This window comes from Microbacterium sp. (assembly GCF_047607225.1).
Classification (GTDB): Bacteria; Actinomycetota; Actinomycetes; order Actinomycetales; family Microbacteriaceae; genus Microbacterium.
In genome coordinates this window covers 51,157-74,205 of sequence record NZ_JASGDO010000015.1, presented here as the reverse complement: position 1 = coordinate 74,205, position 23,049 = coordinate 51,157, and the positions used below count along the sequence as shown (strand labels likewise).

Below are 23,049 nucleotides of genomic sequence, written 5' to 3'. Positions count from 1 at the left end.
ACAACGGAGAGGCTCGACATGACGGAGGATCTCACTGCCCTGCTGGCCGCAGCGGACGACGAGATCGATGCATTCGCCGTCTTCACGGCGGTCGCAGACGACGCCGTCCTCGTCTCACCGAGCGGCGAGCGGTGGTTTCGAGAAGACCCGCGCTCAACCTCATCGGCCGCGGGCTCTTACGCCGCCGAGTGGGCGACGAACGCGTTCTTCCGTGAGCCAGGCCGCGCCCTCCTGAAGGGGAACGTCGACGGAGAACAGGTCGCTTTCCGCGTCGAGAGCGATCCGGCGCGCGCCGGGTGTCGCGTCGAGAACGTGGATCCCGCCGGGCTCCCGGAGCCCGGCGACGGGCTCGCGGGTGGATCGCGCTGGGCTCGCGTGCTCGACGAGCTCGCTCCCCTGGGGTTCGCTCCTCGATACGCGCCCATCACTCTCGCCCAGCTGGCGGACTTCTGCGTGGACAGCAGCCACACCGATGCAGTGCGCCGCACCGCCCGAGTTGCTCGGTCGCGGTCCAGCTTCCCCTTTCACGAGTTCGAGGCGCTCACGTCGGGCTACACGCTGGCCGCGGCCGACGCCGCCGACGCCATCCGCTCACTGCGCGCGGAACTCGAGACCTGCAGTCTCGTCTTCGCCGAACGCTGGGGCCGGCTCGTCACGATCGACATGGCGGACGAGACGGCGTTCGTGCCCGACCCCAGCCCCACCGGCGGGATGACCTTTTCCCCCGACGTCCACGTCCTCGGCGATTGGCTGGAGCTCAGCGTCAGCGAGGTCGCGCAAGGGCGGGGAAACCTCGTGGTTCTCGGCAAGCGCTTCGCCGAGGACAACGAGCTCGTCGCCGATGCCGATGACCCATCGGTCCTGCACTCGGCCCACCCCGTGCGAGAGAACCCGTGGGTGCTGTGGCTCGTCGACGTCGGCGCGGTTCAGCGCTTCGAACTGCGGACGGGCGCGATCTAGAGCCCCCGGGCCACAGCGAGATCGTCCTCAGCGCGAACGCACGAGGGCGAGCACCGTCGTGGTGAGCTCCTCCGCCGCGACGGCGGGCGTGAAACGCCCTTCGCGCACGCCGGCGGCGGCGCCGTGCAACAACGCGAAGAAGCACTCCGTCAGCCAGGGAACCTGCTGCGCGGTCGCGAACGCCCTGCATGCCGACAAGACCACCGTGATGGTCGCCAGCCCTGCCCAGGAGCTCCACCGCGGTCCGCAGGCCACGACTACGGGATCGCCTTTGCGAAGCGGCGGAGGACGCGGTTCAGCGCGGGTCCGTTACTCGACGTCGAATCCGCGATACGAGTGCTCGGGTGTCGACGGAGACGGTCGGCGGTCGGGAATCCCACGAGTCCGCGAGTCGATGGAGCATGGTCGCGGCCGTGAGGCGGTGACCAGAGACGACTGCCTCATCCAACCGCCATTGCTCGCCGAGGGCGGCGACGTCGTGGTGTTCCAGGATGGCGAAGAGGTTGCTGAGGTCGAGAGCATCCTTCTGTGCCCCGGGCCGGTCTCCCCAGGCGAGAGCTTTGAGAATGATGGCGCCTTCGATGCCGGGGACGAGCACTTCGGCAATGCGCTCGGTGCCGTCCTGGAAGGTGAGGGCGACGGTCATGAGGAGCCTGGTGTTCAACGCCAAGCTGAGTCCGGGCATCGCGTCGAATCGCCGAGCTCCCGCTCTCTGCTCGCGGAAGCGTGCGTTGACGGTCGGGATCAGCAGGTCGATGATCGACTGGGGCTCAGCCTCACCCTTGACATAGCGGTTCCCGTTGACGGCCGTGTAACCCAGCGCGATCAGTTCGTCATGGAGTTCGCCCGTGGAGGCGAGTTCGACGGAGATGCCGGCGTCGGCATCCTGGGTCCGACGCTCCACCAATCCGGGAGCGGGGAACGCCGCGCTGAGGACAGTCACCATGTGGCCACCGATAATCGCTGTCTCCTCGTGGCCAGCGATCACCCCCGACAGGTCGATGAGCGCCTCGAACGCCGCATCGTCTGTGGCGGAGGTGGCGATCAGATAAGCGGTGCGTGAGGCACCGGGTCGGTTCGCCGGGCTAGCCATCCATGCCCCTGACCGTGTACTCGCGCAGTCGCGCGACCGCTTCCTCCTGGTCGCCGGTGGTCCCGGTGCGGCGCACGTCGTACGCCGCGATGATCGGGTCCACCCTCCCGGGCGCCATCCACGTCTTCGCTGTCGCAGGGATGGTTGGGTCGGCGGCGTGAATGACCATCAGCGTGTAATCGGAGCCGTCAGCTGTCGCGAAGCCGCGGTCGCGAGGATCCACCGGTCGCTGCGCATAGACGACAGCATGCTCAGGGCGTCGCCACGCTCGTGTCAGATCCGCAGCGACGTCGCCCGATCGGAGCGCTGCGGGATCGGCCTCGATGATGTCTTTCGCTTGCAGAGTGGGCGCGGTGTCCTTCCACCAGTACGTCGTGATGCCACCCGGACCGGGGTAGCTATCCAGGATCCGGTCGAACAGTTCGCCGCGATCGGTGACGTGCACACCGCCCGCTCGCGTCTGGACGATCACGTCCCCGAACAGATCGTGCTGCAGCGCCTTGGCGACGGCACCTTGTGTGATGCGGACGCGCGCCGCCAGCTCGAGCTGCATGAACGAGCCCCTGGTCGCGAGGAGAGTGCGCGCGAGCGCATACCGGCCGTATGGCTTCGGGCCTCGCTTCGAGACGGCCTGGACCTTGCCTTCGCGGAGGGTGATTGCACGGCCCTCGAGGATGATCTCCTCCTCGGTGACCACAGCCGCCTTTGGCTCCTTCAGCGCGAATGCGCGGAGGCTGGGCGTGAGTGTGTCAGGTGTGAACACCACCGCGTCGCCATGCTCCAGCGCCCGCGTTGCGTCCGCGCGCGTTGGCGTGCTCCGCGTTGCGGCGTGCCGGTAACTGCGCTCATCGATGTCGAGATGGCGCGCGTCGCGGACCGTCACGTTCTTGCCCTGCGAGCGGAGCGCGCGGATGGCGTCGTTCACATCCATGGGCACCCCTCGCAGTATTCCTAATGATCAGATTAGCCGTGAATAGGAATATTCGCTAGCCGCGAAGATAGCCGCCTTTCGGGGTCGGGTGACGGAGAAACTCGCAGTGGGCCGATGCCGGAACGGTTCGTGCGCCAACCAACGCGCTGTCGTGCCACGCGACATCGCCTCCCCACCACAGTTCCGACACCACGGGTCAGGCTCCGCGAGGCGGCAGTCGATCACCGCACGGTCTGGGGTGAGATGCTGCCCCGGTGGCCGGAGCAAGGATTCGGCCGCGGGGACCCACCGAACGTACGCCGACGCGATCGACGCTCGTATGAATGAGTGCGCGCTTCAGAGCGTGGCGACGAGTGGCGAGCTTCAGACGTTGAGCCCTCGGGTGCTCCGATATCTCTTGGCCTCTGGCGGGCATCCTCTCCTTGGCGCTAGAGGGCATCACAGCTCGGCAGCCGCGGGAGACAGCTGACGAGAGCATCCGCATGGATGGGACCGCGCTGTCGCTACCGCGGCGCTGCGATGCGCTCAGACCAGACCGCGCGCACCCACCACGCCGCTAGGGCTGAAGCCTCTCGACACGCCACGGCTCGGTGACGGCGGGGCGCGAGAACACGAGACGGTCATGGAGCCGCGAAGTACGCCCCTGCCAGAACTCCACCCGGGTCGGGGTCACCCGATACCCACCCCAGCGCTCCGGACGCGGAACGGAGACGTCCGCCGGGTAGCGTTCGGCCTCCGCACGCACACGGGCCTCGAGCGCCTCTCGACCCTCGACGGGCTGCGACTGCCGGCTCGCCGTGGCGGCGGTGCGTGAACCGTGCGGGCGGCTGTCCCAGTACGCGTCCGACTCCGCGTCATCCACCAGATGCACGACGCCCGTGACGAGCACCTGCCGGTGCAACGCGTACCAGGGGAACAGCAGCGTTGCGACGGGATGAGCCGCGAGCGCCTGCCCCTTCCGCGACGACCGGTCGGTGTAGAACACGAAGCCGCGCTCGTCGACGCCGCGGCAGAGGACCGTGCGGCTCTGCGGCACGCCGTCGGCGCCGATCGTCCCCAGCACCATGGCGTTCGGCTCGTAGACCCCGCGGCGGGCCGCCTCGTCCAGCCACCGGGTGAACTGCTCGTGCGGGGTGGGTGCGAGATCCCCCTCCTCCAGCTGCTCGGCGCCGTAGTCGGTGTGCCGGGTCAGGGCCTCTTCCCCCGCCACCTCAGGCGACGGCCTTCGCGATGAGCGCGCGCAGCTGCTTCTCGGCCGCCGACGTCATCTCCAGGAGCGCGAACGATACGGCCCACATCTCGTCGTCGTCGATCGCGGCGTCTTCGGCGAAGTTGACGGTGCCGTAGCGCGTGCCGAACTTCGAGGCCGGCTGATAGAAGACGATGTTCTTGCCGTCCTTGGCATAGGTCGGGAACCCGTACCAGGTCTTCGGATCGAGGCCGGGGGCCTCCTCGCTGACCATGACGTGGAGTCGCTCGGCGATCTGGCGATCGGTGCCTTCCAGCGCCTCGATCGCGGCGAGGCACGCCTCGAGCTCCTTGGCCTTCTTGGCTGCTCCCTTGACGTTCTTCATGGCTTTCAGCTCGGCGGCGCGCTGCTGCATCGCCTCGCGCTCGGTATCGCTGAACCCGCTCTTGGTGTCGCGCTCGGTCATGTCAGTTCTCCTCGGTCGTGCGGGTCTGCTGCAGGCGGATCAGGTTGCCCGCGGGGTCGCGGAACGCGGCGTCGCGCACGCCATAGTCCTGCTCGATGGGTTCCTGGACGATCTCGGCTCCGGCCGCCTCGATCCGGGCGAACGCGTCGTTGAGGTCGTCGGTGGCGAGGTTGATACCGAAGGTGCTGCCCTTCGCGATGAGCGCGAGGAGCAGGTCGCGCTCCTCCGGCGACACGTCGTATCCGACGGCCGGCGGGTGGAGCACGATCGCCGTGTCGGGCTGCCCGGGAGGGCCGACCGTGATCCAGCGCATGTCCTCGTAGCCGACGTCGAGGCGCACCTCGAAGCCGAGCACGTCTCGATAGAAGGCGAGCGAGGCGTCCGCATCGGTGTGCGGCAGGTAGCTCGAATGGATCGTGATCTGCATGCCGCCCACGCTACGACGCCGGCGCCGGACGCGCTTCTCGATTCCTGATCGGTTTGGTCACCTGCCGGACGATGCACGGGATCATCCCCGGGCGCACCTCGGCACCGCGCTCGCGGTAGACGCTCGGGGGCACGCCGACGAGCTCGGCGAACCGGGTGCTGAAGGTGCCGAGCGACTGATATCCGACGGCGAAGCACACCTCCGTCACCGAGAGATCACCGCGGCGCAGGAGGGTCATCGCGCGCTCGATCCGCCGCGTCATGAGGTACGAGTACGGCGACTCCCCGTGTGCGGCCAGGAACTGGCGACTGAGATGACCGGCGGACATGTGGGCGCCCCGCGCGAGCGACTCGACGTCGAGCGGCGACGCGAACTCCCGGTCCATCCGGTCGCGAACACGGCGCAACCGCGTGAGCGTGTCGAGATCCGGTGAGGCCACGGCCCGATCATGCCACGCGGACCGTCCCGGCTGTGTGACGCCCGCTCGCGCCGCCGCAGGGATACTCAGCCGTCGACGCCGACCGGTCGACGCCGCAGCAGCGGTTCCTGCCGAAGGGCCGGCGTGACGGTGATGTCCGTCGTCTGGTCGGTCCACGACAGCGCCCCGCGATTTCCGCGCAGGCGCCGGCGAGCGAGGATCATCGCCCGCAGCGGCATGCCGACCGCGAGCGCCGCGTACCCCGACAGCGTGCGGTCTTCCCGGCCCAGTACCGACTTGCGGTCCCACGCCAGCCGCAGCGCGCCCCCCGCCCGCACCGGTTGCCGGCGCGCCGGGAGGAGACCCTGCTGCCGCTGGCCCACCAGCCGCTCGACGTCGTCCCACCACGTGGACTCGCCCGGGTCGTGGAAGTAGTTCTGGATCAGCCAGTTCGGCGAGGGGTGCCGGAAGGAGCGCCCGATCACGGCGCCCGCGTTGCCGAACAACCCCGAGCCGCGGAAGACGGTGTTGAGGTTTTCCTTGCTCACCCCGAACGTGTCGAGCGCGATCACCGGGATCCCCGCCGCGATGGCCTCGATCGCGGCGGTGGAGCTGACCGTGACGAGACCCTCCGCCGTCGCGAGGGCCTCACGCATCGGGGCGTAGGAGAAGACGAGGTTCGGCGGGCGGTGACGCAGCAGCTTCTCGTAGCTCTCCCGCTCGTAGTGGGTCTCGTTCTCGCCCGCGCGGGAGCGAAGCTTGACGACCACACGCCGGTCGGGCTCGGCGACCGCCGCGTGACGCAGCATGTCGGCGACCACCATCCGGTCTTCCGTGGTCAAGGGCACGAGCGCCTGCGCCGCGAAGACCAGGTCGGTGCCCCCCGCGGCGGGCGGACGCGGCTGTGCGAACGGCAGGCTCGCGAGCCCGAAAGGCACGTCGGCGTCGAGGCGGCGGGCGAGGTCGCGGAACGCCCGCTCCTCCCGATGCGAGTGCACGACGAACAGGTCGGCCTCCCGCCGGTAGGTGACGGCGGCACGCTGGGCGGGGATCGAGATGCCCGGCAGGCCCGCGACGACGACGGGGCGCGGGTGCACGCGGTCGATCTCGTGCATGACGAGGCGCGCGAACGGACCGCGGCCCGCGATCACCACCACGTCGGGACGCTCCCGGGTGAGCCATCCGGCCAGGGCGGCGTGCGCGAGCCGGGTGACATCCTGCGCGGCGAACCGAGTGCCGGCCAACGCGGAGCGCTCCTGGGCAGCACTGACGGTGAGCGGCGTGCGCACGAGCACGATGCTGCTGTCGGCATTCGGGACGGAGTCGAGGAGGGACGCCGCCCACTTGACGAAGGAGTCGGCGTCGGCGACCGCGACGACCCGCAGGCGGCGCTCGCTCATGCCGGGACGCGGCGGAGCTTGGCCATGGGCGCCAGTTCGCCCGGGAACACGCGCTTGACGCCATCGCCGAGCGCTTCCTCGATCACGCGGATGTCGCGGACGAGGTGCTCGAGCCCAGCGGGTTCCAGCGAGGCGGAGTGGTCCGATCCCCACATCGTGCGATCGAGGGTGATGTGGCGCTCCACCGCCACCGCTCCCAGCGCCACGGCTGCCAGCGAGATCTGCAGACCCCGCTCGTGGCCCGAGTAGCCCACGGGGACCCCCGCGTAGCGCTCACGGAGGGCCGGGATCACGCGCAGGTTGGCCTCCTCGGCCTCCATCGGATAGGTGGAGGTCGCGTGGAGGAGGATGAGGTTCTCGGTGCCGAGGATCTGCACGGCACGGTCGATCTGCTCCAGCGTCGACATCCCCGTCGACAGGATGATCGGCTTGCCGGTGGCACGCAGCGCCTCCAGCATCTCGCCGTCGGTGAGAGATGCCGACGCCACCTTGTGCGCGACGACGCCGAGGTCTTCGAGGAAGTGCACCGACGGCACATCCCACGGGGAGGCGAACCAGTCCAGGCCCGACATGGTGGCGTAGTCGCCGATCTCCACGTACTGCTCACGGTCGAACTCGACGCGGTAGCGGTACTCCAGGTAGCTCATCGTGCCCCAGGGCGTGTCGCGCGGCACGTCGCGCATGTGCGCCGGCGTCGCGATCTCGGGCGTGCGCTTCTGGAACTTCACCGCGTCCGCGCCCGCCCGACGAGCCACGTCGATGAGCTGCTTGGCGATCTCGACGTCGCCGTTGTGGTTGAGGCCGATCTCGGCAATGACATAGGTGGGGTGGCCTGCACCGATGGTGCGCGATCCGATCGTGACGGTCATCTCGGTTCCTCTCGTGACGTCGTTCGGAAAGTGTCGGCCGACAAGGTGAACGATTGGCCACGTCGAGTTGACGCGGAGACTCCGATCCGGTGTCGATTCGGTCAGGGCCGTGCCCGCAGCACGCGCTCGGCGAGCTCCCGCACCGCGCCCTGACCGCCGCCGCGCTGCAGCACGGCGCGTGCCGCACTGCGCACCTCCGGCTGCGCGTCGGCGACCGCGACCGGCCAGCCCACGAGAGCCATGGCGGGGAGATCGTTGACGTCGTTGCCGAGATACGCGATCCGGGAGAGCGGGAGGCCGCGCTCGTGCGCCCACGCCGTGATCACCGCCGCCTTGTCGTCGACCGCCTGGAGCACCTCCACGCGGAGCTTGTCGGCACGGGCGCGGACCACCGGGTGGGTCTCGGTGGAGAGGATGAGGACGGGGATGCCGGCGCGGCGCAGGCGAGCGACGCCCATGCCATCGGAGCGGCTGACCCGCACGTGCTCGCCGCCGTCGCGGTCGATCAGCGCCGTGTCATCGGTGTGGACGCCGTCGAAGTCGGTCACCACCGCGTCCACGTCGATCGCCGTCGGAGCCGGGTCGAGGTGGGTCGCAAGGGCGCGCGCGATCCCCAGTTGGTGCGGATCGTCGATCTCCACCGCCGTCCGTTCGGACACCTCGACGATCCCCACCCGGCCGAAGAAGCGGTGGCGCGCCGCGCGGAAGCCGGCGGCGTCGAACGCGTAGAACGCCCCCGTCTCGAAGTAATGCGGCTCCCGGTCCTGGCGGCGGGGGCGGACGGAAGCGTCGTGGTTGAGCGCCGCGGCCGCTCCGTCTTCGGCGCGTCGCCAGAGGAAGCCATAGGTCTCGTAGGCCGAGAACACGGCATCGAACCCCTCGTCGACGACGAGGCTCACGGCCTCGTCGATGCCCGCGGGGTCGATGAACGGAGACGTGGCCTGAAGGAAGACCACCGTGCCGGTGGTGACACCCCGCCCGTCGAGGACGTCGAGCGCATGCAGGAGCGCGCTCTCGGACGTGGCCGTGGCGCCGGCGAGCTCGGCGGGTCGGTCGACGATGTCGGCCCCCGCCTCGGCGGCCACCCGCGCGATCTCGGCGTCGTCCGTCGTGACCACGACCCGGTCGACCCGCACCGCCGCCCGCGCCGCAGCCACCGCGCGCGCGATCAACGGCACGCCCCCCACGGGGAGCACGTTCTTTCGCGGCACCCCCGTCGACCCTCCTCGGGCGGGGATGATGGCGACGACAGCGGGAGCATTGACGTTCGACACGGAACTCCTTCGGGCGTTCCGGCGATCCTGGGCGACGCCGATGACGCGCGGGAGAACGACGGGTGAACGTCAGGCGCCGAGGGGCGCGCGCAACGACTCCACGATCCGGAGCACCGCGAGCGACCGCGCCTGATCCGCGGCGGCCGAGTCTGCCCCCGAGGCCACCCGCACGAACCGCTCCACCTCGTAGCGCATGTTGTTCTCCGCCGCATCGATGGCGAACTCCTCCGGCTCTCCCCCGAGGGGAGTCAGCACGAGATGGCGAGGATCGGTGATGCGATCGATCGTGAGCGTGCCGAGCTCTCCCTGGATCTCGCTCGGACGCGCCGAAGCCGTGACCTTGGAGAAGCCGATGTCGACGACGAGGTCGGGGTAGGTGAGGAGCGCGGCGCCGGCGCCGTCGGCCCCCGTCGCGATGCGGCTGAGGGCCCCCGCCACCCGCGACGGCTCACCGAACAGCGAGACGGCGGCGCTCAGCGGATAGACGCCCAGGTCGAACAGGGCGCCCCCGGCGAGGGCCGGATCGAAGATGTTGGGGGTCTCACCGCGGAGCACGAGGTCGTACCGCGCCGAGCGCTGGTTGAGCGCGAACGATGCCCGCCGGAGCGTGCCGAGTCGAGGGAGGAGCTCCCGCACCCGCGCCAGTCCGGGGTCGTAGACGTTGCGCATCCCCTCGAAGATCACGACGCCTTCGGCGCGTGCCGCTTCGATCAGCGCGGCGAACTCCGCCGCCGTCGGCGTCGCCGGCTTCTCGACGAACACGTGGAGGCCCGCGTCGATCGCCTCGCGGGCCTGAGCGGCGTGCAATCCGTTCGGCGATCCGATGTACACGGCGTCGACGTCGCCCGCGAGCGCCGAGATGGGGCCGTCGACGCTCGCCGGCGCCCCGATGCGCTCGGCGAAGGCCCGGCCGCGCTCGGCGTCACGTGAGGAGACGACGCCGATCCGTGCGCCCTCGACTTCCGCGACCGCTTCCGCGAATCGCTCGGTGATGACGCTGGTCCCGATCGTGGCGAAGGTGATCACGCCCCCACGATAGCGACGGCGGGGAATGCGGCCCGTCCGAGCGCCGTTGCGCTTCAGCATGAAAGCACTCGTCTATCGCGACTTCGGCGGAGCAGACCGCTTCGAGCTCACCGAGCTTCCCGAGCCCCACGTCGGACCCGACACCCTCGTGGTCCGCGTCGTCGCCGCCAGCCTCAACCCTGTGGACTACAAGATCCGGGAGGGATACCTCCGCGGACTGATCGATACGACGCTTCCCGCGGTGCCCGGATGGGATGTCGCCGGAGTGGTCGAGAAGGCGGGGCTCGACACCCCGGAGTTCGCGGTCGGTGACGAGGTGCTCGCGTACGCACGCGCCGACGTCGTGCAGCACGGTTCGCTCGCGGAGTTCATGCCGGTTCCCGTCCGCACGGCCGCGCCCAAGCCCGCCGGGATCAGCTTCGAGCAGGCGGCCTCGCTCCCTCTCGCGGGCCTGACCGCATGGCAGGCGATCGAGCGGTCGGGCCTCGGGGAAGGCGCGACGGTGCTCATCCACGGCGCCGCCGGCGGGGTCGGTTCATTCGGCGTCCAGCTCGCGGCGCTGCGCGGCGCTCGTGTCGTGGGCACCGCCTCGACCCGCAACCACGAGTACCTGCGCTCGCTCGGCGCCGAACCGGTCGAGTACGGCGATGGCCTGGTCGCACAGGCCCGGGCGGTGGCTCCCGACGGTTTCGACGTGATCATCGACTTCGCCGGCGGCAGCTCGCTCGACAGCACCTCGGAGCTGCTGCGCGAAGGCGGCGCCGTCGTGTCGATCGCCGATCCCCGTGCGCGCAGCGAGTTCGGTGGGCATTACGTCTGGGTGCGCCCCGACGCCGCGCAACTGACCCACTTGGCGCAGCTCGTCGCCGACGGGACGCTGCGCACCGAGATCGCCTCGACGTACTCCTTGGACGACGCGGTCGCCGCGTACCGCGAGCTCGAAGAGGGCCACGCACGCGGCAAGATCGTCGTCACGGTCTGAGCCTCGCGCGGACCCTTCCGGCACCGTGGCGGGAGGGTCCGCGCGGTCAGTCCTCCGCGAGGAACTCGATCGCCGCCTGACGAAACACTCGCGACCCGGGCGCATTGAAGTGGTGCCGGTCGGGGATCTCCAGGAACCGTCCCTGCGTGCAGGCCGCGGCGAGGGCCCGAGACCCCTCGATGATCGCGTCGCGCGCGCCGGTGGCGAACAGCACGGGCTGCTGCGGCGCGTGCGCCGGGTCGGGATCGACCTGCTTCGACGCGCGGAGCCCGCTCGCGATCGCCAGGAGCGCGCGCAGATCGTTGCCGGGAACCCGTTCGACCAGCCGGACGTAGTTCTGCGTCACCGGGTCGGTGACGGGCGTGCCGTCGTCGGCGAGCGCGCGCACCTGATCGAGGTCGAGCCGGGCCAGAGGAATGCCGTCGGGCACTCCGCCGAGGACGGCGCGCGGAATCCGGGGAGCGATGTCCTGCAGCACCTCCCAGCCCACGCGTGCGCCGAGCGAGTAGCCGACGTAGCGCGCCTCGTCGACGAGGTAGGTATCCAGGACCGCCTCCACGTCTCCGGCGAGCTGCCGCAGCGTGTAGTCGCTCGCCTGGTGCGGTTTGTCGCTGGCGCCGTGACCGCGCTGATCCAGAGCGAGCACGCGATACCCGGCGGCCTGGAGGTCTCGCACCCATCCCGTCGCCACCCAGTTGTCCTGCGTGCTGGAGGCGAACCCATGGACCGCGACGACGGTCGGGAGCGCATCGTCTCCCCACGAGTAGGTCGCGATGCGATGTCCCTCGCCCACCATGATGTACTGCGGGTCGGGCATCTCGGTCAGCAATGGCAGGATCACCCGACCGATTCTCCTCCCGCTCGGCGTCCACCGGGCACGGGGCCCACCACCGTGCGACGGATGGCGGCTGGTGCGCGACGGGTGGGCGCGCGACTCACCGGACCCAACGGCGGACGCGAACGAGCGACACCCCGGAGCAGAGCCTTTTCCCCCGGCGTGTCACCCCTGTGATCCGCCGTTGTGTCCGCGACTGTGTTCCGCCGAGCCGGGTCGCCGGCTCCACCCACCCCGTAAGCACGCCCGCGGCCGAGGGCTCCCGCGCGAGGCCGCGTCACGACGGATCGGCCCGTCACTCACCGGACCCAACGGCGGATGCGAACGAGCGACACCCCGGAGCAGAGCCTTTTCCCCCGGCGTGTCACCCCTGTGATCCGCCGTTGTGCACCACGCCACCGGACCGGACCGGACCGCGCCACTCACCGACGAGCGGGGGTCAGCGGGAGCGGGCGCGGTCGCGCCGCGAACGGCGACGTGCGAGGACACGGATCAGGTGACCGCGCGGCGCGGCGGACGGCTGCTGCGGCAGCGCGATCGGCTGCGTGACGATCGCGTCGACCACCATGCCCCCGTCGTGCGGGCCGACGACGGGAATGGCGGCAGTAGGGGTGGGAACGGCCGGAGTGACCGGCATCCGCGCGAGCTCGCGATGCGCGCGCAGGTAGGCGGGCACGAGGATGACGACGGCACCCACCCACGCGAGCGGATTGCTCCAGACGACGCCCACGAACCCGAAGATCGCGCCGAGCACCACGGCTGCGCCCACGCGCGCGACGAGCTCGACGACTCCCGTGACGGTGGGGATCATCGTGTGCCCGAGTCCCTGCAGCGCGCCACGGAGCACGAACAGCACGGCGAGGATGCCGTAGCTCGCCCCGTTGATGACGAGCATGAGAGCTGCGTCGTGCACCACGCCGTCCGACCCGTCGCCGACGAACAGTCGCACGAGGCTCGATCCGAACACGATCAGGAGCGCCCCCAGCACGACGGCTCCGATGAGCGACATCCACACCGCCTGCCCCACACCCCGGCGGATGCGATCGGGGCGGCCTCCGCCGTGGTTCTGCGCGACGTACATGGACGTTGCGAGGCCGAGCGACATGAGGAGCGCGATCGCAAGCCCGTCGACGCGAGAGGCGGTCGTATACGACGCCACCGCATCGGCACCGAGCTCGTTGAGCCGCACCTGCACGGCGAGCGTTCCGATCGCGATGATCGAGGCCTGGAAGCCCATGGGGAGGCCGAGCCGCAGATGACGCGTCAAGTCGTGACGCGTGAGACGCCAGTCGTGGCGGGTGAGCCGGAGCACGGGAACGCGCCGCCGCACGAACTCCAGACACAGCAGCACCGACACCGCTTGCGACACCACGGTCGCGAGGGCGGCGCCCGCGACGCCCCATCCCCACGGCCCGACCATCACGACCACGAGGCCGACGTTCAGGGCGCACGACAGGCTCAGGAACACCAGCGGGGTGCGCGAGTCGCCGATGGCGCGGATGATCGCGGAGAGGAAGTTGAAGAACATCATCGTGCTCGCGCCGAGGAAGCTGATCTGGGCGAACACGACAGCGTCGTCCATGAGCTGTGCGGGGGTCTGCAGCACGGCGAGCGCCGGACGCGCGACCATGGGCGCGAGCAGCGTCAGGAGCACGCTGGTCACCGCGGTCAGGGTGGCGCCGGCGGCCACGGAGCGACGCACGGCCACGGCGTCCTGCGCTCCGAACGCCTGCGCCGTGGGGATCGCGAACCCCGACGTGAGACCCCAGGCGAACCCGAGGAGCAGGAAGATGAGGCTGCCGGTGGCGCCCACGGCGGCGAGCGCGTCGACGCCGAGCCAGCGACCGACGACCACGGCATCGGCCACCTGATACAGCTGCTGCACGACGTTGCCGATCAGCAGCGGCACGGAAAAGGCCAGGATGACGCGCCACGGGCTGCCGGTGGTGAGGGTGCGTGCCATGGAAGTGCTCTCGAACAGGAGGAAGACGAAGGGGAGACGGTCGCGACCGCGACCTCCCCATGGTATCGAATCGATTCGGCGCACTCTAGGGCGATGGCGCAAAAACGACGACGCGTCGCGGGCTCTCAGGCCGGTGCCGCGCCGGCCTCGCGCGCCGTTGCCACGATGCGGATCAGCTCACCGCGCACCTCGTCCGCCCGCTCGGCGAAGCCGCGCTGGAACGCGACGTACTCCGCCTTGCCCGCCACGGTTTCGATCGCGACCGGTGCATATCCCCAGTCGGTGAGGTCGTAGGGAGAGGCTCGCATGTCGAGCTCGCGGATATCGCGCGCCAACGTGAACGCGTCCAGCAGGAGGTCGCCCGGAACCAGAGGCCCGAGTTTGACCGCCCACTTGTAGAGGTCCATGTTGGCGTGCAGGCATCCCGGCTGCTCCATCCCGACCTGACCGGCGCGATCCAGGGGCTGACGATTGCGAGGGACCGCGTCGGGCGTGAAGAACCGGAAGGCGTCGAAGTGCGTGCACGTGAGCTGGTGCGACTCGACGACTGCATCGGTGCCGCGCGAGCCGAGCCGCAGCGGCACCGCGTGCCGGGGGGAGTCGTCGCGGTAGAGCATGGCCCATTCATGGAGACCGAAGCACCCGAACTGTGCCCGCCGCGAGCGGGTGGCTCGAAGAATGTCGGCGATCCCGCGCAGCAGCAGTCCCCGCTCTCGGGCCACGGCCGCGGCGTCCACCTCGACGTCCGCGCCGTCCGCTCGGTAGCCGCGCCAGGCGGCGCGCGGCTCGGCCGCAGCACCCTGCAGCCGCACCCCGATCCCCGGGTGCCAGCGGCGGAGCACGGCGGGCTTGTAGCTGTAGTACGTGTACAGGAAGTCGTCGACGGGGTGCGCCTGCCCGCGCGCGACCCGGTCACGGCGCCCGGCGGTGAGCTCGTCGGCGCGAGCCCGATGCTCCGCCTCGCGCGCGCGCCACTCCTCCGCCGTCAGCTCGATAGCCTTCCGCACCGCGGGTCGGCGGGCCGACGCGTCGCCCGCACGCGGCGTTGTCGGAGGGGCGAACGACATCCCTCGAGGATACGGCGGGAGGGTAACGTTGCTCCGCCGGAACTCATCCAGGGAGCCACATGTCCGTTGGTCTGCTCGCCGTCGTCGACGACATCCTCAGTGCGGCGCTCAAGGCGTCTGCGAAGTCGGCCGGTGTGGTGATCGACGACGCCGCCGTCACCCCCCAGTACGTCCAGGGGATCTCCCCCGCGCGGGAGCTCCCGGTGGTCGGGAAGATCGCCCTCGGCTCCTTGGCCAACAAGTTCCTCCTGATCATCCCGGCAGCGATGCTCCTCACCGCGTTCGCGCCCGACGTGCTCCCCTGGCTCCTGATCATCGGCGGCACGTACCTGTGCTTCGAGGGCGCGGAGAAGGTGCTCGAGTGGTTCGGCTTCCACCACGGGCACGAGGACGCCGGTGGACGCGACGAGAAGCGCCTCGTGGCCGGGGCGGTGCGCACCGACCTCATCCTCTCGACCGAGATCATGCTCATCTCCCTCTCCAACATCGAGCCGGGTCTGGGCGTGTGGACGCGGCTGGCGGTGCTCGCGCTGATCGCCGTCGTCATGACCGGCGCGGTCTACGGAGCGGTCGCACTGCTCGTGAAGATCGACGACATCGGGCTCCGGATGGCCAAGAGCCCCTCCCGCCGCGTGCGTCACACCGGAGCGCGGATCGTTCGATCGATGCCCGCGATCTTCCGCGTCATCAGCGTGGTGGGCACCGTCGCGATGCTCTGGGTGGGTGGCCACCTCGTGCTCGCGAACCTCGGCGAGGTCGGCTGGGCCCTTCCGGTGGAGCTCCTCCATGCCGTGGAGCACGCCGTCGAGGCGTTCGGCCCGGTCGTGGTCTGGGTGGCCGACACCGCGGTCTCCGCCGTCGCCGGTCTGGCGCTGGGTCTCGTCGTCGTGGGGGTGGTGCTGAGCATCGCTCGGGCCTTCGGGCGCCGACCCTCCTTCACCGAAGGCGGGGAGTCGCCGCACTGATCCGGCCCCGAACCGACGAGACGCCGACGGCGCCCGCGATGCAACCACGGATATCGCGCCCGTCTGGCGCTGTGACGCGGCAGACTGGAAGAGTCGATGTCGACCGAGGAGGAACCATGAAGGCAGTTCTGGGCGAGACGGTGATCGCCGAAGCGAGCCGCGACGAGCTCGTCTCCATCGAGGGGAACTGGTACTTCCCGCCGACCAGCGTGCACGGCGAGTATCTCGTGGAGAGCCCGACCCCGTACCGGTGCCCGTGGAAGGGCGACTGCCAGTACTTCACGGTCGAGGTGGACGGGCAGAGCCTGACCGATCGCGCCTGGAGCTACCCCGAGCCCTACCCCACCGCGATCGAGCGGGTGGGCCGCGACTTCTCGGGATACGTCGCGTTCTGGAAAGAGGTGCAGGTCGTCGATGGTGAGTGACAGTACGCCCGAAGCTCACGGCATCCCCTCGAGAGCCCTCCTGCGGCTCCTCGACACCCTCGAGACCTCGGGGCTCGACCCTCACGCGATCGTGGTGGCTCGGCGCGACGGCGAAGGCGGCTGGAACTCCGCCTTCGAGTGCGCGTGGCAGCCCTACGACCTGACCCGACCGGCACTGGTCTACTCGGTCTCCAAGACCTTCACCTCCCTCGCGATCGGCCTGCTCGAAGCCGAAGGCATGCTGTCGCTCGACGACTCCGTGGGCGACCTCCTCGGACTCCCCAATCCCCACGGGCTCACCGTCCGTCACCTCCTCACGATGAACACGGGCCACGATCCCGAGCAGATCGACGCCCTGGGGTTCGATGTGCGGAAGCTCCTGACCCAGACGCCGGCAGCCACCCCCGGAACCCGGTTCGCCTACAACTCCGATGCGACCTACGCCCTATCGTGCATCGTGACGGCGCTCACGGGAGAGCGTCTGACCGACTACCTCCGCCCGCGGCTCCTGGAGCCCCTGGGCATCGGACAGCGCTGGATGAAGCCGGCGTTCGGTGTGGAGCAGGGCTTCTCGGGCTTCCACATCACGGTCGGCGATCTGGTCCGCGTCTCGACGCTGCTGGCCGACGGCGGGCGGCACGACGGCGAGCAGCTGGTGGCGTCGTCGTACGTCGGAGAGCTGTCGCAGCCATGGTCGGACACGCGTGACCCGGCGCAGTCCCCCGAGGAGGCCGCGGCGAACGACTGGGGACTGGGTTACGGCTACCAGGTATGGCGGAGCACGGTGGGCTTCCGTCTCGACGGTGCGTACGGACAGTTCGGGGTCATCGACCCGGAACGCGGGATCGTCATCGCCTACCAGGGGTCGACGCTCGAGACGCAGCGCACCCTCCGCGCGTTCTGGGAGCTGATGTCGGACGTGTCCGACCTCCCCCTCGACGAGGACGACGACGCGTTCGAGCAGCTACGCGAACGGGCGCACACCGTCGACTCGTGGGACGCGCGCGACGTGCTCGCTCCGGCACCGGACGGCGCGATCGACATGGCCGACTGGCGACTGGACGATGCCGACGGCGGATGGCGACTGGCTCTTCCCTCGGGAGACACCGTCGCCGTGGCGAGCGACAGCTGGACGGCGGCTCTCCTTCCCCTTCCGGCACCCGCACAGCCCGGGCCCGCCGTCGTCGCCTCGCCCGAGGTCGAAGAGGGCACCGCCGTGCCGGTCGCCGTCCGCGGCGAGCCCCAGGCCGACGGGGTGCGCGTGCATCTGGTGGTCACGGCGTCGCCCCACCGCCTGCTCCTCCACCGCGACGGCGACGGCCAACTCCACGGCGCGTGGCACACCGTGCCGCTCCAGGGACCCGGACTCGAGACGCTGGCCGTCCCGGAGTGGGTGGACGAACAGGCCTAGTCTCGGAAGGATGAGCCACCCCACACCGATCGACCTCGATGCGTGGCCTCGACGACGGCGCGCCCGCCGTGTGGCCCGAGGTCGACCCCTCCTTCACCGTGTTCCATCCGGAGAGCGAGACGTTCTCCAGCCTGTGGGTTCCGTTCGACGCCGACTTCGCCGCGTTCCACGACGCGGCGGTTCGAGTGATCGCCGAGCACCGCGATGCGACCGACTTCTTCCCCCAGGGAGCGCCGCCGCGGCACAGCTTCGACATCTCCAGTCTCCCGTGGGCGAGCTTCACCGGCTTCACCCTGAACGTCGACGGAGGGTGGGACCACCTCGCGCCGATCTTCACACTCGGCCGCTACGTCGAGCGCGAGGGCCGCACGCTCCTCCCCCTCGCGATCCAGATCCACCACGCGGCGGCGGACGGGTTCCATACGTCACGGCTGGTCACCGAGCTGCAGGCGCTGTTCGCGGAGCCCTCCTGGCTGGGCACCGAGGTCTGATCGACGCGCCGATCACGGGATGTCCGCGACGACCTCGGCCTTGAATCCGGCGGAGTTCTCCAGCCAGCCCGCGTAGCTGTCGGGACCGCCCGCGTGGGGATACCGGTCGTGGTACAGCGGACGCCACCCGTGCGCGGGAGCGGCCGCCATGATCGCGTCGACGCGAGCGGGGGAGCCCCCGGCGAACGCGAGATGGTTCACGCCCGGCGCGCGGCGGTCGTGGTGGGGGCCGGAGAGGTTCGGCGAGGTCGTGAGAGTCAGGTAAGGGAGACCGCCCGCCGTCCACGACTCGCCGTCGCGCCACCGGCTCTCGCGCACGAACCCGAGCTCGCCCAGGAGCCACCCCCACTCGGTCTGCGCCTCAGCGAGATCCGCCACCCACACCTCGACATGATGAAGACCCGTCATCTCTCCAGTGTGCCGGGGCCGCGCCGGTAGGCTCGCTTCTCATGGCCATCGGCGCGACGATTCATACTTTCACGGTCCATCTCGCCGATGTCGACCGCGGCGTCTACGAGGAGCTCTCCCTCCGCACCGCACGGCAGTCGGCCGAGACGGCGGAGTTCATGATGACGCGCGTGCTGGCCTACTGCCTCGAGCACGAGGACGGCATCGCCTTCAGCGAGGGCATCGCCGCGACCGACGAGCCGGCGGTCTTCGTGCGCGACCTCACCGGGTCGCTGCTCGCGTGGATCGAGGTGGGGGCGCCCGACGCCGCGCGACTGCATCAGGGAGCGCTGGCTGCGGATCGGGTCGCCGTCTACACGCACCGCGACGCGGAGAAGGTCGCCGCCCTCTGGGCGGGCAAGCGCATCCACCGCGGCGGCGAGATTCCGCTGTACGCGTTCGAGCCGGGCTTCGTCGAGGCCGCCGCCGCCGCGCTGGAACGCCGCACGGAGCTGACACTGTCGGTCACCGAGCGTCGCATCTACCTCGACGTCAACGGCACGTCGCTGTCGTCGGCCATCCTCGAACGGCCCGCGCAATAGGCCCTCGCGCTCCGCGGGACTCCCTCACCGAGTCCTCCCCCGCCGCGCTTTCGCACGAACCGTACGCATCTTGCGCGACGCTGAGATCGGTTCCAGGCGGGCGAGGTAGGTTGCACATATGAGCAGTTCCGCGATCAGCCGATCGGTCGAGGTGGCCGCGCCGCGCGGGGATGTCCGCGCGCTCGTCTCCAGCCTGCGGTCCTGGCAGGAGTGGTCCCCGTGGTCGGGCCTCGCCGCCGACAGTCGCGAGTACTCCGGCCCCGAATCGGGCGAGGGCGCCTTTTACGCGTGGTCCGGGCCCGGCAAGATCGGCAAGGGGAACATGATCGTGGGCGCCACGACGCCCGATCGCGTCGAGGTGCGTCTGGCGATGGTCTCGCCCTGGAAGGTCAACCTGCCGATGCGATTCGACCTCACCCGGATCGACGGCGGAACACGCGTGACCTGGACCATCTCGCTCGAGGGGCGCGGGCTCCGCGGCGCCGTCGCACGACTCGTCGGTACCGACCGGATGATCAGCCGCGACGTCGAGGATGGCCTGGCTCGGCTCAAGGCCATCGCCGAGACGGGAACCTCATCCGCGACCGAGGCGGACGGGACGGCCGGGATCCTGGGGTGATGCCCGACCGCCCGCATATATGAGATGACAGTCGGTGCGTTTCATGACGCGATGACGAGAACTCGTCCCGGGATCATCGCGTCGGCAGCACCGTCTCGCCATGGAGGGCCGCCACGACGGGGGCCAGTTCGGGCCGCTCCTGCGCCTCGTCGAGCACACGCTCGAGTGTCGCGTCATGCACGGGACGCGCGCGCTCGTACAGGGCGCGGCCCGCGGGGGTGAGTTCCGTGTAGATGCCGCGCCGGTCGTCAGCGCAGAGCACCCGGGTGAGGAGCCCCCGGTCTTCCAGGCGATTGACCAGGCGCGTGGTGGCACTGGCACTGAGGGCGGCCGCGCGAGCGAGCTGCTGCATCCGCATGTGCCATCCGTTCTGCCGCTCGAGAGCATCCAGCACCGTGTACTCGACGACCGAGAGCGAGAAGCCCTCGTCGAGGGCGCGCTCCAGCTCCGCCTCGATGAGCCCGTGCAGTGCGATCAACGTGCGCCACCCCTGAGCGCGAACCTCGACGGCATCGTCGGCGATACCCATGAGCGACCTCCGTTAGTTGCTTGCGCGTTGTATCTGCGCGTGCAATGATTGCTTCCGATTCGCAATATCCCGCGTCTGCAACCATTCTAGCCTCAGGGAGACCGTCATGCCCCTCGGACTGCTCGCGCTGGCTGTCGGCGCATTCGGCATCGGACTGACCGAGTTCGTCATCATGGGTCTGCTGCCGGAGGTCGCGGCCGACTTCGGCGTCACCGAGGCCGTGGCGGGCTGGCTCATCTCCGGATACGCCGTGGCGGTCGTGGTCGGCGCCCTCTTCCTCACCGCCGCCGCCACCCGCCTTCCCCGCAAGCCCGTGCTGCTGGCACTGCTGGTGCTGTTCATCGTCGGCAATGCACTCACGGCCGCGTCGAGCACGTACGAGATCGCGATGGCGGGACGCATCGTCGCAGCCTTGTGCCACGGCGCCTTCTTCGGCCTCGGGTCGGTCGTCGCCGCCGGGCTGATGCCTCCCGAGAAGAAGGCGGGCGCCATCGCGCTCATGTTCACCGGGCTCACCGCAGCCAACGTGTTGGGGGTTCCCTTCGGCACCTTCCTCGGCCAGCAGTTCGGGTGGCGCGCGACGTTCTGGGTGATCTCCGCGATCGGAGTGGTGGCCTTCGCGGGAGTCGCCGCCCTCGTCCCCGGTGCCACGGCAGGCGCCACGGCGGACTCGGCGGAGACAGATGTGCAGCCGGGTGGCCTGCGGCACGAGCTCCGCGCGTTCCGGGCCCCGCAGGTGTGGCTCTCGCTCACGGTCACGGTGCTGTCGTTCGGCGGCATGTTCGGCGCCTTCACCTACATCGCGTACACGCTGACGGAGGTGAGCGGATTCCCCTCGGGAGCCGTGCCGTGGCTGCTCGTCGTCTTCGGTGCCGGCCTCGTGGTGGGCAACGTCGTGGGCGGCCGGCTCGCGGACCGCTCCATCGACGGCACCCTCCTCGTCTGCATCGCGGCCCTGGCCGGAATCCTCGTCGTCTTCGCCCTCGTGGCCGCGTCGGGCCCGGCCACCGTGCTGCTCCTGTTCCTCATGGGCGGCTTCGGCTTCGGCGCGACGCCGGGCCTCCAGAGCAGGATCATGGTCTACGCCGGCCAGGCGCCGACGCTCGCCTCGGGGGCCAACATCGCGGCGTTCAACGTGGGCAACGCGCTCGGCGCGTGGGTGGGAGGCCTCGCCATCTCTGCGGGCCTCGGCTACACGGCCCCCCTCTGGACCGGGGCGGCCATGACCGCGGCCGCGCTGGTCGTCATGACGGTCGCCACCCTCACGCGGCCCCGCACGGCGGCCGCCCCCACGCCCGCGCTGGCGACCACCCGGGGCTGAGCACCCGCGGGCGACACCGCCACCCGCGAGCACAACGGCGGATGCGCGACGCGACACGCCGCCCCGTGCCCTTCGGGATGCGGCGTGTCGCCCGCGGGCTCCGCCGTTGTGCACAACCTGGGGCGGGTGAGCGGCGCCGCGGGCGGATCGCGGAGGCGACGGGCGGGCGCGGGCGGCGCGGGCGGTGGACTTCCGGCAGGCGACTATCTAGCGTGAGAGCGCACCGAACGACAGGAGCCACCCATGAAGACCGTCCCCCTCGGACCCGCCCTGCAGGCACCCAATGTGGTGCTCGGCCTCATGCGCATCAGCGACAAGTCCGACGACGAGATCCGCACCCTCGTGCGCACCGCCCGGGATGCCGGGATCGACTTCTTCGACCACGCCGACATCTACGGCTCCCACCTGCACCAGTGCGAAGAGCGCTTCGCCGAGGCGATGCAGCTGACACCTTCCGAGCGCGCTGAGGTCACGATCCAGACGAAGGCGGGCATCGTGCCGGAGGGTCCGTACTTCGACTTCTCGTACGAGCGGATCGTGGGGCAGGTGGAGGGGTCACTGCGCGCGCTGCGGACCGACTACATCGACGTGCTCCTGCTGCATCGTCCCGACGCGCTGGTGGAGCCCGACGAGGTCGCGCGCGCGTTCGACGAGCTGGAGGCGGCCGGCAAGGTGCGCGCCTTCGGCGTCTCCAACCACACGCCCGGGCAGATCGAGCTCCTGAAGACGGCAGTCCGTCAGCCGATCGTCGCCAACCAGCTGCAGCTGTCGATCACCCACGCGCCGATCATCGCGCAGGGCGTGGCAGCGAACATGCAGGGGACGGACCAATCGGTCACGCTCGACGGCGGAGGCATCGTCGAGTACTGCCGCATCCACGGCATCACTATCCAGGCGTGGTCGCCCTTCCAGGCCGGCTTCTTCACGGGTGTCTTCCTCGGGTCCGACGACTACCCGGAGCTGAACGCGGCGATCGACCGACTGGCAGCCCAATACGACGTCCCGCCGATCGCGATCGCCACGGCGTGGATCACTCGCCATCCGGCGCAGATGCAGGTGGTGCTCGGCACGACGACGCCCGAGCGGGTGGCCGGCGCCGCGCAGGGGTCGGACGTGCCCCTGACGCGCGCCGAGTGGTACGAGCTGTTCCGCGCCGCCGGCTACCGGGTTCCGTAAAGCCCGGAGCCGGGTCCGTCGGCCGGGCTGATGCCGCCCTCGTGACGTGCCAAAAGCAGGCGCGCCGGGGGTGTTGCTCGTGGAATCGGGGGGAGGGGCGGGTGTCAGCCTGCTTTTGGCCCGCGGAACGTCGGCCACGGCCGCGGAATGTGGGCCACGGCCGGGCAGCGAGGGAGGGACCGCGGATCCGCGGATGACCCCTCTCTGACGCCGGCGGGCGATG

Annotated in this window: 26 protein-coding genes and 1 pseudogene; 10 read left to right on the top strand and 17 right to left on the bottom strand. The window is 70.2% G+C overall.

What is annotated here, in order from left to right; translation table 11 throughout:
• The first annotated feature begins 18 nt into the window (after nucleotides 1-18).
• A complete protein-coding gene (locus tag QM591_RS02270; RefSeq protein ID WP_415129185.1) occupies nucleotides 19-960 on the top strand; it encodes a hypothetical protein in 942 nt (313 codons plus the stop codon).
• Between the two features lie 27 nt (nucleotides 961-987).
• On the opposite strand, the gene QM591_RS02265 is transcribed toward QM591_RS02270, so the two are convergent.
• From QM591_RS02265 to QM591_RS02210, 12 genes and pseudogenes are all read right to left on the bottom strand, one after another.
• Nucleotides 988-1,215 (bottom strand): hypothetical protein, encoded by a 228-nt coding sequence (locus QM591_RS02265; protein ID WP_415129183.1) that lies wholly within the window; start codon nucleotides 1,213-1,215, stop codon nucleotides 988-990.
• Between the two features lie 40 nt (nucleotides 1,216-1,255).
• On the bottom strand, nucleotides 1,256-2,053 hold the full coding sequence (locus QM591_RS02260; RefSeq protein ID WP_415129181.1) for a hypothetical protein: 798 nt from the start codon (nucleotides 2,051-2,053) through the stop codon (nucleotides 1,256-1,258).
• Complete coding sequence (locus QM591_RS02255) at nucleotides 2,046-2,984, bottom strand: hypothetical protein (protein WP_415129179.1); 939 nt, start codon at nucleotides 2,982-2,984, stop codon at nucleotides 2,046-2,048. Before QM591_RS02255 ends, QM591_RS02260 begins: the two co-directional genes overlap by 8 nt.
• Before the next feature lie 105 nt (nucleotides 2,985-3,089).
• A pseudogene (locus tag QM591_RS02250) lies at nucleotides 3,090-3,248 on the bottom strand (ISL3 family transposase); the annotation flags it as partial.
• A 292-nt stretch (nucleotides 3,249-3,540) separates the two neighbouring features.
• Nucleotides 3,541-4,194 (bottom strand): pyridoxamine 5'-phosphate oxidase, encoded by a 654-nt coding sequence (gene pdxH, locus QM591_RS02245; protein WP_415129177.1) that lies wholly within the window; start codon nucleotides 4,192-4,194, stop codon nucleotides 3,541-3,543.
• A gap of 1 nt (nucleotide 4,195) precedes the next feature.
• Nucleotides 4,196-4,639 carry an iron chaperone gene (locus QM591_RS02240; RefSeq protein ID WP_415129175.1) on the bottom strand — a complete coding sequence of 148 codons (444 nt, stop codon included), beginning with the start codon at nucleotides 4,637-4,639 and terminating at the stop codon, nucleotides 4,196-4,198.
• Between the two features lies 1 nt (nucleotide 4,640).
• Complete coding sequence (locus QM591_RS02235; RefSeq protein WP_415129173.1) at nucleotides 4,641-5,066, bottom strand: VOC family protein; 426 nt, start codon at nucleotides 5,064-5,066, stop codon at nucleotides 4,641-4,643.
• A 10-nt stretch (nucleotides 5,067-5,076) separates the two neighbouring features.
• Nucleotides 5,077-5,451, bottom strand: coding sequence for a helix-turn-helix transcriptional regulator (locus QM591_RS02230; RefSeq protein ID WP_415129439.1), 375 nt, complete (start codon nucleotides 5,449-5,451; stop codon nucleotides 5,077-5,079).
• A gap of 119 nt (nucleotides 5,452-5,570) precedes the next feature.
• Nucleotides 5,571-6,884 (bottom strand): DUF6716 putative glycosyltransferase, encoded by a 1,314-nt coding sequence (locus tag QM591_RS02225; protein WP_415129171.1) that lies wholly within the window; start codon nucleotides 6,882-6,884, stop codon nucleotides 5,571-5,573.
• The gene (locus tag QM591_RS02220) at nucleotides 6,881-7,753 is read right to left on the bottom strand and encodes an N-acetylneuraminate synthase family protein (protein ID WP_415129169.1); all 873 of its coding nucleotides are present in this window, start codon (nucleotides 7,751-7,753) and stop codon (nucleotides 6,881-6,883) included. The genes QM591_RS02225 and QM591_RS02220 overlap by 4 nt, the downstream gene beginning before the upstream one ends.
• Nucleotides 7,754-7,854: 101 nt before the next feature.
• Complete coding sequence (locus QM591_RS02215; RefSeq protein ID WP_415129167.1) at nucleotides 7,855-9,027, bottom strand: cytidylyltransferase domain-containing protein; 1,173 nt, start codon at nucleotides 9,025-9,027, stop codon at nucleotides 7,855-7,857.
• A gap of 69 nt (nucleotides 9,028-9,096) precedes the next feature.
• Entirely contained in the window at nucleotides 9,097-10,053 is a 957-nt protein-coding gene (locus tag QM591_RS02210) for a Gfo/Idh/MocA family protein (protein WP_415129165.1), read from the bottom strand.
• A gap of 58 nt (nucleotides 10,054-10,111) precedes the next feature.
• Between QM591_RS02210 and QM591_RS02205 the strand changes: the two genes are divergently transcribed.
• Complete coding sequence (locus tag QM591_RS02205; RefSeq protein WP_415129163.1) at nucleotides 10,112-11,035, top strand: NADP-dependent oxidoreductase; 924 nt, start codon at nucleotides 10,112-10,114, stop codon at nucleotides 11,033-11,035.
• Between the two features lie 46 nt (nucleotides 11,036-11,081).
• Here the strand turns inward: QM591_RS02205 and QM591_RS02200 are convergent, their stop codons facing one another.
• From QM591_RS02200 to QM591_RS02190, 3 genes are all read right to left on the bottom strand, one after another.
• Nucleotides 11,082-11,852 (bottom strand): alpha/beta fold hydrolase, encoded by a 771-nt coding sequence (locus QM591_RS02200; protein WP_415129437.1) that lies wholly within the window; start codon nucleotides 11,850-11,852, stop codon nucleotides 11,082-11,084.
• Between the two features lie 457 nt (nucleotides 11,853-12,309).
• Complete coding sequence (locus tag QM591_RS02195) at nucleotides 12,310-13,833, bottom strand: MATE family efflux transporter (RefSeq protein WP_415129161.1); 1,524 nt, start codon at nucleotides 13,831-13,833, stop codon at nucleotides 12,310-12,312.
• A 125-nt stretch (nucleotides 13,834-13,958) separates the two neighbouring features.
• A complete protein-coding gene (locus QM591_RS02190) occupies nucleotides 13,959-14,900 on the bottom strand; it encodes a 3-methyladenine DNA glycosylase (RefSeq protein ID WP_415129159.1) in 942 nt (313 codons plus the stop codon).
• A 59-nt stretch (nucleotides 14,901-14,959) separates the two neighbouring features.
• Here QM591_RS02190 and QM591_RS02185 point away from each other — a divergent pair, with 59 nt between their 5' ends.
• The 4 genes from QM591_RS02185 to QM591_RS02170 all read left to right on the top strand — a co-directional run bounded on the left by QM591_RS02185 (nucleotide 14,960) and on the right by QM591_RS02170 (nucleotide 18,192).
• Nucleotides 14,960-15,865, top strand: coding sequence for a DUF808 domain-containing protein (locus QM591_RS02185; RefSeq protein ID WP_415129157.1), 906 nt, complete (start codon nucleotides 14,960-14,962; stop codon nucleotides 15,863-15,865).
• A gap of 116 nt (nucleotides 15,866-15,981) precedes the next feature.
• Nucleotides 15,982-16,290, top strand: coding sequence for a DUF427 domain-containing protein (locus tag QM591_RS02180; protein WP_415129155.1), 309 nt, complete (start codon nucleotides 15,982-15,984; stop codon nucleotides 16,288-16,290).
• Nucleotides 16,280-17,701: a serine hydrolase domain-containing protein gene (locus QM591_RS02175; protein ID WP_415129153.1), complete on the top strand. Its 1,422-nt coding sequence runs from the start codon at nucleotides 16,280-16,282 to the stop codon at nucleotides 17,699-17,701. Before QM591_RS02180 ends, QM591_RS02175 begins: the two co-directional genes overlap by 11 nt.
• Nucleotides 17,702-17,739: 38 nt before the next feature.
• Nucleotides 17,740-18,192 carry a CatA-like O-acetyltransferase gene (locus QM591_RS02170; RefSeq protein WP_415129151.1) on the top strand — a complete coding sequence of 151 codons (453 nt, stop codon included), beginning with the start codon at nucleotides 17,740-17,742 and terminating at the stop codon, nucleotides 18,190-18,192.
• Nucleotides 18,193-18,204: 12 nt separating this feature from the next.
• Here the strand turns inward: QM591_RS02170 and QM591_RS02165 are convergent, their stop codons facing one another.
• Nucleotides 18,205-18,600 carry a VOC family protein gene (locus QM591_RS02165; protein WP_415129149.1) on the bottom strand — a complete coding sequence of 132 codons (396 nt, stop codon included), beginning with the start codon at nucleotides 18,598-18,600 and terminating at the stop codon, nucleotides 18,205-18,207.
• Between the two features lie 41 nt (nucleotides 18,601-18,641).
• Here QM591_RS02165 and QM591_RS02160 point away from each other — a divergent pair, with 41 nt between their 5' ends.
• Together QM591_RS02160 and QM591_RS02155 are read left to right on the top strand one after the other, a co-directional pair.
• Nucleotides 18,642-19,181: a YaeQ family protein gene (locus tag QM591_RS02160; RefSeq protein ID WP_415129147.1), complete on the top strand. Its 540-nt coding sequence runs from the start codon at nucleotides 18,642-18,644 to the stop codon at nucleotides 19,179-19,181.
• Between the two features lie 118 nt (nucleotides 19,182-19,299).
• On the top strand, nucleotides 19,300-19,800 hold the full coding sequence (locus tag QM591_RS02155) for an SRPBCC family protein (RefSeq protein ID WP_415129145.1): 501 nt from the start codon (nucleotides 19,300-19,302) through the stop codon (nucleotides 19,798-19,800).
• 73 nt (nucleotides 19,801-19,873) lie between these two features.
• Here the strand turns inward: QM591_RS02155 and QM591_RS02150 are convergent, their stop codons facing one another.
• Nucleotides 19,874-20,329: a MarR family winged helix-turn-helix transcriptional regulator gene (locus QM591_RS02150; RefSeq protein ID WP_415129144.1), complete on the bottom strand. Its 456-nt coding sequence runs from the start codon at nucleotides 20,327-20,329 to the stop codon at nucleotides 19,874-19,876.
• Nucleotides 20,330-20,435: 106 nt separating this feature from the next.
• Here QM591_RS02150 and QM591_RS02145 point away from each other — a divergent pair, with 106 nt between their 5' ends.
• Both QM591_RS02145 and QM591_RS02140 read left to right on the top strand, forming a co-directional pair.
• The gene (locus QM591_RS02145; RefSeq protein WP_415129142.1) at nucleotides 20,436-21,650 is read left to right on the top strand and encodes an MFS transporter; all 1,215 of its coding nucleotides are present in this window, start codon (nucleotides 20,436-20,438) and stop codon (nucleotides 21,648-21,650) included.
• A 243-nt stretch (nucleotides 21,651-21,893) separates the two neighbouring features.
• Nucleotides 21,894-22,826: an aldo/keto reductase gene (locus QM591_RS02140; protein WP_415129140.1), complete on the top strand. Its 933-nt coding sequence runs from the start codon at nucleotides 21,894-21,896 to the stop codon at nucleotides 22,824-22,826.
• Nucleotides 22,827-23,049 lie beyond the last annotated feature (223 nt).

Excerpts from the sequence above, each read along its gene's own strand:
- QM591_RS02270 (WP_415129185.1), top strand. The coding sequence starts at position 19 with ATGACGGAGGATCTCACTGCCCTGCTGGCCGCAGCGGACGACGAGATC.
- QM591_RS02260 (WP_415129181.1), bottom strand. The coding sequence starts at position 2,053 with ATGGCTAGCCCGGCGAACCGACCCGGTGCCTCACGCACCGCTTATCTG.
- QM591_RS02255 (WP_415129179.1), bottom strand. The coding sequence starts at position 2,984 with ATGGATGTGAACGACGCCATCCGCGCGCTCCGCTCGCAGGGCAAGAAC.
- QM591_RS02240 (WP_415129175.1), bottom strand. The coding sequence starts at position 4,639 with ATGACCGAGCGCGACACCAAGAGCGGGTTCAGCGATACCGAGCGCGAG.
- QM591_RS02235 (WP_415129173.1), bottom strand. The coding sequence starts at position 5,066 with ATGCAGATCACGATCCATTCGAGCTACCTGCCGCACACCGATGCGGAC.
- QM591_RS02230 (WP_415129439.1), bottom strand. The coding sequence starts at position 5,451 with ATGGACCGGGAGTTCGCGTCGCCGCTCGACGTCGAGTCGCTCGCGCGG.
- QM591_RS02225 (WP_415129171.1), bottom strand. The coding sequence starts at position 6,884 with ATGAGCGAGCGCCGCCTGCGGGTCGTCGCGGTCGCCGACGCCGACTCC.
- QM591_RS02220 (WP_415129169.1), bottom strand. The coding sequence starts at position 7,753 with ATGACCGTCACGATCGGATCGCGCACCATCGGTGCAGGCCACCCCACC.
- QM591_RS02205 (WP_415129163.1), top strand. The coding sequence starts at position 10,112 with ATGAAAGCACTCGTCTATCGCGACTTCGGCGGAGCAGACCGCTTCGAG.
- QM591_RS02200 (WP_415129437.1), bottom strand. The coding sequence starts at position 11,852 with ATGCCCGACCCGCAGTACATCATGGTGGGCGAGGGACATCGCATCGCG.
- QM591_RS02195 (WP_415129161.1), bottom strand. The coding sequence starts at position 13,833 with ATGGCACGCACCCTCACCACCGGCAGCCCGTGGCGCGTCATCCTGGCC.
- QM591_RS02190 (WP_415129159.1), bottom strand. The coding sequence starts at position 14,900 with ATGTCGTTCGCCCCTCCGACAACGCCGCGTGCGGGCGACGCGTCGGCC.
- QM591_RS02185 (WP_415129157.1), top strand. The coding sequence starts at position 14,960 with ATGTCCGTTGGTCTGCTCGCCGTCGTCGACGACATCCTCAGTGCGGCG.
- QM591_RS02180 (WP_415129155.1), top strand. The coding sequence starts at position 15,982 with ATGAAGGCAGTTCTGGGCGAGACGGTGATCGCCGAAGCGAGCCGCGAC.
- QM591_RS02175 (WP_415129153.1), top strand. The coding sequence starts at position 16,280 with ATGGTGAGTGACAGTACGCCCGAAGCTCACGGCATCCCCTCGAGAGCC.
- QM591_RS02170 (WP_415129151.1), top strand. The coding sequence starts at position 17,740 with ATGCGTGGCCTCGACGACGGCGCGCCCGCCGTGTGGCCCGAGGTCGAC.
- QM591_RS02165 (WP_415129149.1), bottom strand. The coding sequence starts at position 18,600 with ATGACGGGTCTTCATCATGTCGAGGTGTGGGTGGCGGATCTCGCTGAG.
- QM591_RS02160 (WP_415129147.1), top strand. The coding sequence starts at position 18,642 with ATGGCCATCGGCGCGACGATTCATACTTTCACGGTCCATCTCGCCGAT.
- QM591_RS02155 (WP_415129145.1), top strand. The coding sequence starts at position 19,300 with ATGAGCAGTTCCGCGATCAGCCGATCGGTCGAGGTGGCCGCGCCGCGC.
- QM591_RS02150 (WP_415129144.1), bottom strand. The coding sequence starts at position 20,329 with ATGGGTATCGCCGACGATGCCGTCGAGGTTCGCGCTCAGGGGTGGCGC.
- QM591_RS02145 (WP_415129142.1), top strand. The coding sequence starts at position 20,436 with ATGCCCCTCGGACTGCTCGCGCTGGCTGTCGGCGCATTCGGCATCGGA.
- QM591_RS02140 (WP_415129140.1), top strand. The coding sequence starts at position 21,894 with ATGAAGACCGTCCCCCTCGGACCCGCCCTGCAGGCACCCAATGTGGTG.